General features: G+C 32.7%; 9 protein-coding genes. All 9 read right to left on the bottom strand.

The genetic code is table 11. The annotated features are described in order from the left end of the window. On the bottom strand, positions 1-232 hold a 232-nt coding region (locus ACKI5G_RS08330), incomplete at its 3' end, for an aminotransferase class V-fold PLP-dependent enzyme (protein ID WP_407399390.1). Position 233: 1 nt separating this feature from the next. Continuing rightward, positions 234-614: a DNA sulfur modification protein DndE gene (gene dndE, locus ACKI5G_RS08325; RefSeq protein WP_407399388.1), complete on the bottom strand. Its 381-nt coding sequence runs from the start codon at positions 612-614 to the stop codon at positions 234-236. Further along, positions 608-1,537 carry a hypothetical protein gene (locus tag ACKI5G_RS08320; protein ID WP_407399386.1) on the bottom strand — a complete coding sequence of 310 codons (930 nt, stop codon included), beginning with the start codon at positions 1,535-1,537 and terminating at the stop codon, positions 608-610. The genes dndE and ACKI5G_RS08320 overlap by 7 nt, the downstream gene beginning before the upstream one ends. A 65-nt stretch (positions 1,538-1,602) precedes the next feature. Beyond that, entirely contained in the window at positions 1,603-2,553 is a 951-nt protein-coding gene (locus tag ACKI5G_RS08315; protein ID WP_407399384.1) for an AAA family ATPase, read from the bottom strand. Further along, positions 2,550-4,082, bottom strand: a complete 1,533-nt coding sequence (gene dndC / locus ACKI5G_RS08310) for a DNA phosphorothioation system sulfurtransferase DndC (RefSeq protein WP_407399382.1) — start codon at positions 4,080-4,082, stop codon at positions 2,550-2,552. Before dndC ends, ACKI5G_RS08315 begins: the two co-directional genes overlap by 4 nt. Before the next feature lie 149 nt (positions 4,083-4,231). Further along, positions 4,232-5,305: a DNA sulfur modification protein DndB gene (dndB, locus tag ACKI5G_RS08305; protein ID WP_407399380.1), complete on the bottom strand. Its 1,074-nt coding sequence runs from the start codon at positions 5,303-5,305 to the stop codon at positions 4,232-4,234. 66 nt (positions 5,306-5,371) lie between these two features. Then, positions 5,372-10,678 carry a helicase HerA domain-containing protein gene (locus tag ACKI5G_RS08300; RefSeq protein WP_407399378.1) on the bottom strand — a complete coding sequence of 1,769 codons (5,307 nt, stop codon included), beginning with the start codon at positions 10,676-10,678 and terminating at the stop codon, positions 5,372-5,374. After that, positions 10,659-12,053 carry a DNA phosphorothioation-dependent restriction protein DptG gene (gene dptG, locus ACKI5G_RS08295; RefSeq protein WP_407399376.1) on the bottom strand — a complete coding sequence of 465 codons (1,395 nt, stop codon included), beginning with the start codon at positions 12,051-12,053 and terminating at the stop codon, positions 10,659-10,661. Before dptG ends, ACKI5G_RS08300 begins: the two co-directional genes overlap by 20 nt. After that, positions 12,053-13,774: a DNA phosphorothioation-dependent restriction protein DptF gene (dptF, locus tag ACKI5G_RS08290; RefSeq protein ID WP_407399374.1), complete on the bottom strand. Its 1,722-nt coding sequence runs from the start codon at positions 13,772-13,774 to the stop codon at positions 12,053-12,055. Before dptF ends, dptG begins: the two co-directional genes overlap by 1 nt.

The following is a 13,774-nucleotide window of genomic DNA, read 5'->3' as shown; positions in this document are numbered from 1 at the left end:
CAATATTGTTACTTTCAGTGGCTCCGCTCGTAAAAAACACTTCATCACTTCGCACCCCCATCAGATTTGCTACTTGTTTTCTAGCTTGTTCCACAATCTGACGAGCTCTATCACCGTACTCATGCGTCCTACTATCCGCGTTCCCAATATAATTTCTATAAACATCAATCATTATATCAAGCACACGATTGTCAATCGGTGTTGAAGCATTATAATCCAAGTAAACGCTCATCTTATTCACCAACCCCAAGTTTAAGTAAATCGTCTAAACTCTTAATGAAATTTGTCCCCGCCAAATAGGAAATACCTCTTTCTAGATGAAGTCTAAAGTACTTTGCAATATTATCTGAATCTGTTGGTAGCCCCATATCCTTGCACCAACCTTTTATCAAGGCTTCGTACATATCGCTATATTCTCCCCCAAAGGTGTACCAAGACATTTCAAGATTACTATCCGCATTTATAGGAATATCCGTTGGCAAGGTGCGTTCACTTAAAGAATAACAAAAGGCCCACCTGCAAAGGATATTCCAATTCTTTATTCCTGTTTTACCTTTCAGTCGAGAAAGCTTTTCCTTCGACTGACTTGATAGTTTGATTTGTTTTACTACCATTTTGCACCCTCCATAAGATAACCTTTTTTAATAGATGTGCAATTTGCCTCATCGTCATAAAGCAAAGTATATTCATCCCCAACATTTTCTTTTAAAACTTCATAATACTCACCAAAGATTTCTGAATCTGTAGATAGAATAATTGTCTGATCTGAGGCATTCGGGAAATATGTTTTTATAAATGCAATTCTATGCATAGAATCTAATCGTGATAACGGGGTATCAATGATTACCGGCAATTTTTTCTTCGAACAAATAGCGAGTGACCACAGCAAGGCTACTACCATCAACTGTTTTTCACCTGCCGATAACCTTTTTTTAGGCACAATCTCATTTTTATCATTAAAGTAACAGAAATCCAACGTTTTGGGATCCATTTTTATATAACTAATCAATAACTTTTTGTTTGCTAGCTTCTTATAGCATGCCGTCATTGTTTCCGCTAAATGATCCACCTTCTGCTTTTGAAGCCTAGTTTTATATGCTTGTAGTATCTCTGTCACCTTATGAATATAATTAACAATACGATCGTTATCATCGCTAAGCTCCAGATTAGACAGCATTCCCTCTACGTATTTGTTAAATTCAACATTCAGTTTTATCACATCACCATTTAAATTTGGACGTTGTCTTAAAAGATTATCTCTCTCAACCTCTAATCGTGCTTTTGCCTTTTCTAATTCTATAATTTTCCTATATATCTTACTTATTGCTTTCTCATCAATTTCTATAGATAAATAACTATCAATTTCATCTAATTTTTCTTGTAATTTTCCTTTTTCCTCTAAAGTTCTCAACGTCAATTTCTTAAGTTCAAATAAAATCGAATCATTCAAAGAACACACCTGGTAATATGAAGAATCCGATAATTGATATAAATTCTCTACCTCCCGCTTTTTTATATTAGACTCAATATATCTCATAAATTGAGCCACTTCATCTGAGTTATTATCATGTGAATACGCATTATATAATTCAGTTACTTTTTTTACCGCAAGCTCATTTCTTTGCTCTGACGCTCCTCTTTTGCATGAATTTCAATTTTCCTTAACAAATCCTTAGTCATTAACAAAGGCAATGCAGATGCCGTAATATCTTTTAATTGCTCATTATCATTCTGAATTTTTGCATAAACAGATGCCCTCTCTTGCAACAACTCTTGTCTTTTTCCTACAATATCCCCACCTTTAGTAGTATAATTGGCTCTTTCAACCTCAAGTTGTTTTTCTATCTTGATTATTTTTTCACTCATGGAAGCAACATTAAAATCTAGTTCTTCCAATTTATTCTCCGCATCTTCTTTTGCAGCTCTAAGTCTATTCGATTCTAGTTCAGCGTATTTAGCGGCATTATTTTTTTTTGCCTTAATGCTTATCCTTTTCAAATCGCCTTCGAGCTTATCAACAATATTGATTCCTAAGAGCGTTCTAATAGATTCTTTCATCTGCTCGTCAGTATCTTCTTCAGCCAACATAGCGATTTTCTCACCATCAAAAAAGAAAAAATTAGAAAGAGCACTTGGCAAAATATTTTCAATAAACATTGACCAGTTCTCTGTTAAGAATGAATTATAATCTCCGTTCATTTGAACATTAATTTCCTCACGAACACGTTTTACATCCCCCCTCCAAGCTCTTCGTATTATATATGTTTCATCTTCATTTAATTTAAACTCTAATTCAACATATGTTTGATTACTGCCATCAGCTTTATTTATAAAAGATTTCAAATACTGCCCGTAAGAAGAAAACTTTCCTTCAGTATATGCAAATGAATTAGAGCTGTATAATGACAAAAGAATTGCCTCTAGAAAAGTCGTTTTACCTCGGCCATTCATTCCGCCGATCAATACAACCGGTCTCTCTCCACTAAATTTAAAAGTATTTGTACCTGCATATACGCCAAAATTATGCAAAACCACTCTTTTAATAATCATCATTCGTCCTCATTATCCGTGTCTAATTCATCTGGTGAAATATCAATATGCTCCAGAAACTTCTCATTAAATTTTCCACCATATTCCTGTTTCCGATTGACTCTACTAGAATAATATTGTGTAGCATCTGCTTCATTCTTGTAAAAAGTATTTTTAATCGTCCTTTCAAGACTATTCAAAATACCTTTTCTTTGATTTAAACCATTTGAGTAATTTTCCTTATCCAAAAGTGTATACGCCATTTCAAATAGTAATTCTTCGTCCGGGGCAATATCCTTGCAAACATTCTTAAGTAATATCCACTCTTCCTGGCCAAAAGTTTTTGAGCCAAGCCATTGTGGGTCAATATATTTTTCCCCAATTACTTCTTCATATATCCTTGGAAGCGAATCATCAAACTCATGTTTATCAATAACCCAAATCTTTCTAATTTCACGGAGCTCGTCTTTTGTAATCAGCTCAAGATTCTTGAACTCGTCCGGCCCATTCTCATTAATTCCTTTTTGTATTTCTAAAAGTCTTCTTAGAAAATATTCCCGCCACTCTTTTAAATATGGTCCATGATGTAAGCGTTCATATGTGCCAAAAATAGAACCATTCATCTTCCTAAAACTTCTTCTCCCTCTATCCTGACGCTCATCCCCAAACTCATTTCTAAAATCCAAGAGAGGTGTCATCCATGCTTTTTCCTCATCATTCATGATCATTGCCGCCATAGACTTATCCTGCTCTACCATGGTACACACCCAACATCCGAATCTACTTTTTCCACACGTTGGAAGATTCCTTTCATGCATAATAGGGCACTCATTATCTGCTGTTGCCCCCCTATAGAGAGTCAGCAAATCCCTATTGGAGTATCCCCAGGGATTCTTGTACTGCATTAAAAATGCCCAAACGTCATTATCTGTCCAATCTTCTAACGGTGAAAAAACAAGTTCATTAGCTAGTGAAGGATTCGGACTAAGCAATTCCCGAACACGAAGCTTTTCATACTTAGCCATAGTACGAGCTCGATTTTGACTCTCGGCTTTCCTTGTGCCAATCACCAATATAATTTCTCCATGCTCAGCTATTTTACTTTGAATAAACTTATTTACAGGTTGGATTTTTAAACGGTCTGTACACCATCTAATTTTTTTTCGCGGGAAAGGATATCCTCTCCCAATTAAATTCACCCAATATGTTTGGTCAACCTCTGGTGTAAGAATATGGGTTTCAAATGGCAGCCCATCTTCTTTAGCCTTTTCTTGCATAATTTCAATGGAATCGTATGCCCACTTTGAAACTACTGGTGATTCTACCAATGTGTTTGTGTGCATAATATGCACTGTTTTATTCAATTTATTGTTTGGAAGCTCTTTTAATGCATACCATACAAGTTGCAAAGTAGCTGTGCTATCTTTGCCACCAGAATAGCCTATAACCCACGGTATATCATCTGCTAAATATAGGTTCCTTATGATATTCATTAGTCCATTCAGATTTGCTTTAGATACAGCATGATTTTTTTTTATACTTTTTTCTTCCATCTTATCCTCTTAATCACTCTATAATTATTGACTTTTAAAAACTTCTTTCAATTTTTCTTTATCTGAAGGCATCAAAGCTTACGATGGATAGATATTAATATATTTAATTTTTAAAAAATATAATTACTCATTATTATCCACTGCGAAGATTATATATTTATAGATTTCAAAAAAAGTTTTTCTTTCTCTTGTTCTTCTTCAGTTAGATCAAGTCCTATCTCTTTTTTAATCTGAATTGCTGTAAGCTTAATTGCCTTATTGCTAGTTATTATTTTACCATCTGGGCGAATTGTTCTAAGCTTCCATTGAGCAGCATTTCTTTTCCAATTAATTACCTGAAGTCTCGAAAGAAATTTATTCATTGATATTTCTGTATTATTATAAAAAAAAGAACCTATTATGCCAAATGCCTGAATAACAACCCCTTGTGTAATAATAGAATTCTCTCTTAGATCTATCTTCGTTATTTCCTTACGGGATAACTCATTCCACGGAACTATATTCTTAGATACACTGTCCCAAAATTTTATCAAAAATCGTTCTGTATTATTATGTAAATTTGAATTGCCAATGATTCTTTTGTTTGCGACATAAAAAGTATTAAGAGTAAACAGATTGGACGAAAACTTGCCCAGAATATCCCGTTCTTTGTCTGTATAATCATTCAAAAAAGGAACCTGTGACAATACATTTCTATTTATTACTGCTAATTCATCCCTCGAATCATATAATTCAGAAATAGAATTAGAAGTTTTTACCGCATGTTTGTTTAAATCTGTAAATATCTGCTGACTCCTTGCTAAGCCCTGATCCTCATAAAATACGACAGAAATAGTTTCTTTTCCCAACGATTCATCTTCACATAGTGCATCAAGTATAGCTGCCTTACGATGTTGTCCATCATTTATAAGGAATCGTGCATTCATTGACACTTCAAGAATTCCTGTGCCCATACCTTTTCGTGTTTCATGGAATTCAAACTCTCCATCAATAGACGCTGCAAGCGCTGAGAAGACATATGAATCCCTATTCTCTGTTATATATCTACTAATAACTGGTATTCTCGACTCATTTAACTTTCTCTGTGCTCTGTATTCTGGTAGAACATACTCCTCCTCATTAGGAAAAAGCCTAGAAATCATTTCAAGAGGAACCATTGCAATATAATATTTTCGTCCTGCCTGTACCCCGATTACTACAGGAAATTTGTAAGCATAATCCATAAGCCCTCCATAAAAAATGCTATACTTAAGTAGTCTACTTAAGTATAGCATTCACTAATAACACCGTCAATTCAGTTCTGAATACAGTTCCCAAAAAGCTTTATCTTTTAAATAGATGGGTTTGCTATTTCCAATCTTTATAATACTGTGATGTTTTTCCAAAGCTTTTATTGAATTATATATCTGTTGGTTCTCTACTCCTTTTGCTTCTGATTTGAAAACAAACTCCACATCGGAATTTTTTAAATCAGAAACATTATGGACAACCCAGGTTAAAATATACTTTGAATAATCATCCTCCCCATTGCCAAAATGCGTAAGAAACTGTGTAGAAAGAATAGTTCCAACGCCAAATTCTCTTCCCTCTTTTAATATTTTTTTTAACACCGGGAAACCTTTACTCATAAAATTATCTGCTTCATCTACAAGAATAAACTTTGTTAGTTGCCTATAATTACCTTGCATCTTGCTTGATCCTAATGCCTGCATTTGCGAATAAAACAAATCTAATGTGATTGCTATTATTAGATTTTGTATATTTGGATCATAGCCTGATAGATCAATAACTACTACACCATTAAGTAACTCAAATAAAGACCTCGTCTCATATGGATTCGGTTGAAAAATCTCAAACATATGTATCGTGTCCAATGCTGCAGACAAAGAATCACCTTTTTTAATTTCATCATCATTGATATACCGCTGATAAACCTGTTCAAATGTCGGCGCAATTTTTCCCCAGGTGTCTTTATTGTTTGGAATTATACCATTTGCATTATAAGTGTCTAAAATACATTGTAGTAAAATATTTTGTTGTTTAGGCCCGAGATTATAAACCCTCGAAAGTGTATCTTTAAAAGAATTTGCCGTATGTGTAGGAAGCAACGGCTTAAAAACTGCAGATTTTATAAGAGACAAAGGGTTAAAAGGTAAATGATATGGCGGATATATCTCTGCATTGGTGGCCTTGATAAAATCTTCCTTGCTCTTGTTGTAATCTCCTTTATAATCAAATATCAGCACCCCAAGTTCTTTACCCTCTACATTATTTTTTTGCTCTCTATATAGTTGTGTAATCAAAGATTTTGTAAACTGAGTTTTACCCGTTCCCATTGTCCCAATTATACCTGTGTTTGTATGAAATACTTTGTTAGTATCATTTGGAGCCCAAACTACATCCTTGCCATCCTGCTTATTTGTCCCAAATATAATACTCATACCATGATATTCGTCTACATCCAAATTATCATTTGGTTCATCGGTATATTTATCTTTTGGTGTAGAAACAGTGACGTTTTCCTCTGTTTCTACATCATTATTATCTGTATCTAGTTCAGATTCAGGGTTATATTTTTCTACTTCTAATTTGGTTAAATCACCTGTAAGATTCTTTACTGAATGTTCACTCAATAGGAAAAGGTTATCATTCTTATCTTCCCGAATTGTATCATAAATATTAATTACATCTTTTAATATAAGTCCAAATTCGTCTCCTTCAGGTATTTCAATAAAGTTAATTGACTCCTCTTTAAATGAGGTTTTTCTTGAAACAAGCAACTTACGAAATGACAAAACGGCACCTTTTCCAAGTAATTCTTTAATGTCGTCAGACATGATATATTCTTCGTTTAATAGCACTTCCCTATAAGTATCTAATACCTTATTCCAATCCTGAGAGTCATCAACATGATATGCCTGCATCTTTTTACAGCTTGTAATCAACAGCTGCATGAGGAAATTACGATTTACTTTGTACAGAATGGTTTCCATTATCTCTCCACCTGGATTAAAAGCCTTATGTAAGCCATCAGCCGTGGAAGAAGCTTGTTTAAATGCCTTTTCAATCACTGTACTATCATTATTTCCAGTTTTAACTTCTATCGGGTATAAATAGACCTTTCGTGGGGCCTCACTAATATTTAACCCAATAAAAAGCAAGTCATCACTTGTTGGTCCTTTTTCAAATCCTAGATTTTTAGCTGATAAAATACCATCTTCTTTCGATAACCCTACTCCACCAGATACACGAAGCATTTCCTCAAGAGAAACCGGAACCCATATGATATCGTCATGTCTAAGATATGCAAGCATAAATTTTATAGCTGCAACAATACTTATTTTTTCACGACTAAATGTAGAATCGTTATTGGCTTTTTTTGAAGAAACTAATCGTAAAAGCCAATCTCCATTAACTGCATTAAAAAGATTGATAATTTTTTTTACATCAATTGTATCAGCTTCTACGCCTTTACTATTTAGATACTCCATTATTACCTGTGAATACTGCTTAGACTTTTGAGTAACTGTAATTGCATCATATCCGCTACTAGATGTATATTGATCACTATAATGAATGATTAATAAATCACTTGTAGCTTCTTTCTCAGTAAAAAAATCTAAATCAACTTTAGGATCTACAAATACAACCCAATTGGAGCTTTTATAAATATAATCCATCTTTTTTTCTGCAAGCTTATCTATCTGAGTTGATATACTATTTTCTGTATAATAAGGATTCCCTGATTTTTCCACCTGCATCAAAGAATTATACCTCATGGCCAATTGCGTAAGGTCATTCAGATTAGCATATTTTACGCCAAACCCCGTTCTATATTTTTGCCCATACTTACTAGAAGGTACTCCCGAAAGAATTCCCCCAAGCGATACCCCAGTTTCAATCTGACTCATAGTTGCGATTTCGGAGGTAATTTCAGACTCCATTTCATAAAACGTGATATGGGAATATACATAGTCGGTACCATTATCATTATGAAAATAGCATTCTATGTTCTTCGACATAATTCCATCCAAATTATTCATGGAAGTACCATTCTCAATATACAATTTTAAATCATCCAAATAATTCTTGAGTACTGTGTACTCTTTTATATGTGCGAATGCATTATCATTTATATCATTTCCATATATATGAATTTCCAATCTAATAAGTTTATCTATATCTGCATTTCTATTAATCGCGTGAATAAAGAACTGTGCTATACCTACAAAAACTTCGCTACAATCCCCCATATTAATTAAGTTGATACGTACAGTCCTATTGTTGATTTCATTGAAAATGTACCTAAAATGTGATGTAAACTCATATATTTTTTCTTCAACTAATTTTGGAACATAACGTCTGCTTCCCCGATACTTTTTATTTTCAACTGGAGCATAATATTTCCATTCTTGAGAAAAAAGTCGATCTGATACCTTATAAATCATCTTATTTCTCTGGATATAAGGCAGCAGATTGATAGAATTAAGCCTCTCCAAAACAACATCTGATGCGCAGTCTATATTTTTTTCTTTAAGCAGAGTAAGTTGATACATTACATTCAATGGGTGCAATGGGGTAAATAATATTTCTTCATTATTTTTTCCAACAGATATTGTTCCTAAATATAATGCATTTTCTTGTTCAACAGTTAAATTTGTTCCATTAGCCAGCCCATCATAACAGTTTTCAAACGCATTAACATATTCCAAAGCTAAGTCATAGATTTTAGAATCACCTAAATACGCCAACGAAGGAACAGTACGTTCTTTTTTTAGAACTCTCAATAAATTTAAATATGCTGATGAAAGCCTGTTATCAATATTCAGTTCTATGCTCTCAATTTTGGTAACGTCATTATTGTAAAACGATTTACATACACCGTAAAAAATTTCCCCATCAAGTATTTCTTGCTCAGCCTTCAGCTCTTTCAACAAATTGGCTTTAACAAAATATTCTTGCGAATCACTAAAAACTGCGCCATCATCATATTGGAAACTTCGCTTTGTAGCGTACTTATCCCTTAAAATTTTCTTACCAGTAATCTCAATACTTTTTGCTTCATCCGGATACAAAGTAAATGGTACTACTAAACCAGAAAAATTAATACCTATATTGATACCAGTACTATAATTTGATAATTCTTCCTCGGTTGAATATAATATCAGCCGTTGATCTATGCTACAGTTATAAATATCGTGGTCCCCGAGTGGCTGAGGAGTTATATCTGTTCCATTTGGATTAAAAACCAGATTTGTCCCCACCCCGGCAATTTTAACCTTACTTTTTTTCCTATCTTTACTAATTTTTAAGCTAAAACTATGCTTTAAAGTAGAAAGCAAGTAGTCTGCTTTAATATCAACTATACATAGCTTAAGCACATATCTTATATCATTTGATTCATCTTGTATTCCTATCTCATGGAATGAAATATCATCTCCGGAAAATTCAAAAATTATATAATTACCTTTTTTGTTATAATCAGCATCATCCTTAACTATGCTGCTATTGGCAATTTTTGTATTACAATTAATTTTCAAAAATATCTTTGAGTAATGCTCAGGATTGAAAATGAACAAATTTTTCCTTCGTCTTTTAGCTGTTTGTGAGCCTTCACATCTAATAATAAACTGTTCATTAAAAACTAATTCATTACATGGTTCATCGCCATAAACAGTAATATCGCTATCATCTATTTTTAATGGTTTTTCCTGCTTAGCTTGTTTTTTTTGCATAGCCTCTAATAAGTCTTCATAGGGAAACAAACTACTCCATTCATCCAAATATTCATTTTGTGCTCGCTCCATCTTATTAATGTATGATTCCTCAAAATCTTTTGCTATTTCTGACTCTAAATTTCCAAGACGTATCCCTCTATCAATTTTCTCAAATAAAATATTATTCTCATTTATTAATTTATCAATTTGCTTTTTCCCATAATTCTGATATTGAGTTTTACCATCAATCGGAAATAATCGAAACCCAGCAAAATGTGTTTTATCTATTTTTCCACTACTTACTATAGCAAGTAAATCACTGTATTCATATATTGATGCTTTATCACTAAATACGTCATTATCCCGGCGGTCTATTTCAAATTTTAAGATTCTCTTCTCTGTCTCTGTCAGTTGTGTACTCCCATCCACCATTTCTCTAATTTCGCACATTAATTCATCTGCATGAAAAGGCATTCCGCTAGCTGAAAGATCCCTAGATCCACTTTTTGCACTATCTATTAATTTTGAGGAAATCATAAGTAATGGAATTTGCTGGTCATTTGCTGCATTTCTTAATGTTGCACATAAAAAGTCGTTTGACATTCCATTTATTTGCGATGCGATAATAACCTGGTTGTCCATTACTTTAAGCGAAAATGTCTTATATATGCTTCCGTCGCCGCATCTATAAGAGAATTCACCTATAGAGTTATTCATCTCAGCTATTTTTCTCAGACTCTCAGTAACCTTTTCAACCATATCCTCATCATCAAGTTTCAAGCAAAAACTCTCACCCTTTAACAATATTCTATCTGAGGCTACCGTCTGGAAATAATAGTTTATTTTTTTGGCAATAAAATCATAAAATTCTTTTAACATATTGTGCATCTCCACTATCACTCTTTTTATCTATTAAATTTAATTTAGTAAAAAATTCTTGTAAGTGTTCTTTTGAGTTATTATCTAAATATATTCCTCTACGTTCATATTCTTTATATAGATCATTCAAGCGAATTTTTTCCTTGTTTTTCAATGATATCTTAGTCAGAAAAATAATATCTCTTTCTGTGAGATTTAATACTAATCCAGATTTTTTCCTATTTTTAATCCACCGATGCTTACAAAAATCGCTAAATTTTTCACTATAGGATTGACTTGCTCTTTTTCGTTCTGTTTCCTCAAACTGTGCTTTTACACATTTAAACAAATGGATTATAGCTTCCTCTGTTTGTGTTTTACATTCATTAATTGGTATATCTGCAAATTTATTATAATCACTTATATAGGAGCAATATATTTTTTCTGCTTTCTTAATTTCATTGGACACGATTTTATCTTCGTCCTTGTGATTATTAACATATTTTTGGAATTCAATATAATCCCAAGCATCTTCAGAATTTGTCTGATTAAGTATTTCCAATGTAATGGCATGACTAAACATGTGATTTATACTTGCTTGAATTTGTTCCCACCCAGATGTGCAACACAATCGATTCTTACTAACTTTTTCCCAATCCAAGGCATAATAGAACTCGACCATTTTATCACGATCACCCGCACAAAATCTGTCTAATGTAATACAAGTCTGTGACACATAATAAAAATAATACAGTGAAAATAAATTTGAAAAATCGTCCAGTGAAGTCATCCCATATTCCAACATAAAACGAAAATCATCCCTAAATTTTTCCTGTATATTTATTTTTATACGAAAATACGGTGCTTTATTATCTTCTGATAAAACAGTATTATGTTCCATAGCACCTATTACCAAGCGTTCAAGTACATTGATTTTATACTTATCTTTTACCTGTTCTATAAAATCACAATCCTCTGAATTGAGCCCAAATACCGAGAACAGAAAGTGTGCCAAACCATCTACACTTTTATTAGAAGTAACTAATTGATACGGATATAGCCCAAGACTTTTAGCAACAAAATCATTTCCTACGAAAAAAAAATTTTTAATAATATCCTTGAATGTATCAATATCATTATCATCAACTTCAACGTCATCTAAAATCACTTTAAATAATGAATCAAAGTCTATTTCTGCTGTTTTTGTTCCATGAACCTCTCTAAAAAATGCGCTTACAACATCTTCTAGATTAGTAATAATTGGATCATTTTTCTTTGAAGTTGCTTTAAAAGGAAATAGCTTAAATTCTTCACCATGCCTATGCGTGAGAGTCCTTGACTCTTCTTTAACACTAAAACTTTTAATAAATTTACTTTCATTGAAAATATATTCCATCACTTTACCACCTTAAATTTATAGCCAAATGTTCCCTTTGAAAGATTTGATTTTATACCGTTTTCCGAGACTATTGATAACAATTTGGTCAATGATCCAGTCTGTAACATCCTGTTTACAAAACTTATAAAATCAGCATGATTGTTTCTGTCATTTGCTGTCTGTATATAGCCAAAATTTAATTTATAAATTAACTCAAACAACGAATAATCCAGATCTAACATAATCGTATTGTTGCATTCGTCCATAAATGCCACTGATATGGTCGGCACAAATCTAAATATCTCATCAGTTATTTCAGGCTGAGGTACATGTTCCACATATGGGTTGAAGTTAACTTCTTCATATAAAGAAAATCCATTATATCCGCTATTCAAGCAAAGGTTTGATTCTTGATCATTTCCACACCATTGATTGACGGCAACTTCTATCATTGAGTAAAGCTTACTTAAGTTTTTTACTTTTCCAGCATTAAACCAATAAAGATTATGTATGTATTCATCATATATTGCATCTTCTTCCAACTGCTTTTCTACTTGATTTACGCGTACAAAAAAATTATAAAATTCAGCTCTAAGATTTTTATCATCATTAATTATTTTTAACATTACTGGATTATTAAAGATGCTATTGTATGACGTATCTTTAATCACCTCACATATATCGTTGGAAATATGGGAACTAACATAAAATGCTATAGCCTTTTCATCCGCTTGCTCAGACCTGATCAACAATGGGTCATATTTTTTTATTGTATTCATCAATGGAGTCACATCACATGAATCAAATATAAGTGATGGTGTTACTTGTTTCATAAATTCCCTAAGATACGACGAATCATTAATCAGGCTCTGATTCTGGTTAAAACTGAAACTTTGTGCAACTAGAATATCATAAACAAAATTTAGGATTTCCCTTGTTGTTAAAATCACTTTATCTTTTATAATAGCCTTTATCAACAGTTGGGCGATAAATCGCCGATTTGCCCCTGCCATAAGAAATTCATAATTTTTCTTTACAGGACATCTTGTAGAAAGAGGACAACTCACACAATTATTTTCATAGGATTTCAAAAAAATATTATCATCGGAGTTTCCAAAAATTTTATCCAAAAGTTTTTCTATATATCCCGCTTTTGCACCATTTTCAGTTAGCGAATACATATGGTAATCCGAAAAACTCACATAGTAAAAATGTCCACCAGCATCATCTTTTGTATCATTTACCTTTGAAGCAAGAATATTATTTTTCTCTACATAATTTTTTAAGTTCCAATAAGATTCCTCGTATTGTGACTCCACAAAATTACTAAGAACACCTAAATTAATAGCCAATATAATATTATTCCCTGGTTCTTCTAAATTCTCATCTTTAAAAGAAGTAAGAAGTTCATCCAATGTTTCAATCGCCGTTTTAGAAGGCGAATTACTTTCTGTTGCATCATTGAATATCGTGTATCCCTCTAACAGCTTCTCAGAATCTGCATTTTTCAAATAAGACAATAAATGAGATTTACCATCTCCCGCACTCCCGCATAAAAGAATTAGGCTCTTTTTGCTGGAGCCATTTACCTTTCTCAAAATCTTCCTAAGATCATCTTCTGCGGTTCTAGGAACATGCATATATAATTTAAAATCATCAAATTTTTCAACATTATCAATTGATTCACTTGAAGATTTTCTTAATCTATTCAACGCACTTACAAATTTACAGATTCCCAT

It is taken from the genome of Anaerovibrio sp. (assembly GCF_045637405.1).
Taxonomy (GTDB): Bacteria; Bacillota; Negativicutes; order Selenomonadales; family Selenomonadaceae; genus Anaerovibrio.
The sequence above is the reverse complement of the archived record's forward strand: the minus strand, read 5'-3'. Positions and strand labels throughout refer to the sequence as shown.

Bases quoted from the DNA above. Each gene is read 5' to 3' on its own strand.
- dndE (WP_407399388.1), bottom strand. From the start codon at position 614: ATGGTAGTAAAACAAATCAAACTATCAAGTCAGTCGAAGGAAAAGCTT.
- ACKI5G_RS08320 (WP_407399386.1), bottom strand. From the start codon at position 1,537: ATGAGATATATTGAGTCTAATATAAAAAAGCGGGAGGTAGAGAATTTA.
- ACKI5G_RS08315 (WP_407399384.1), bottom strand. From the start codon at position 2,553: ATGATGATTATTAAAAGAGTGGTTTTGCATAATTTTGGCGTATATGCA.
- dndC (WP_407399382.1), bottom strand. From the start codon at position 4,082: ATGGAAGAAAAAAGTATAAAAAAAAATCATGCTGTATCTAAAGCAAAT.
- dndB (WP_407399380.1), bottom strand. From the start codon at position 5,305: ATGGATTATGCTTACAAATTTCCTGTAGTAATCGGGGTACAGGCAGGA.
- ACKI5G_RS08300 (WP_407399378.1), bottom strand. From the start codon at position 10,678: ATGTTAAAAGAATTTTATGATTTTATTGCCAAAAAAATAAACTATTAT.
- dptG (WP_407399376.1), bottom strand. From the start codon at position 12,053: ATGGAATATATTTTCAATGAAAGTAAATTTATTAAAAGTTTTAGTGTT.
- dptF (WP_407399374.1), bottom strand. From the start codon at position 13,774: ATGGGAATCTGTAAATTTGTAAGTGCGTTGAATAGATTAAGAAAATCT.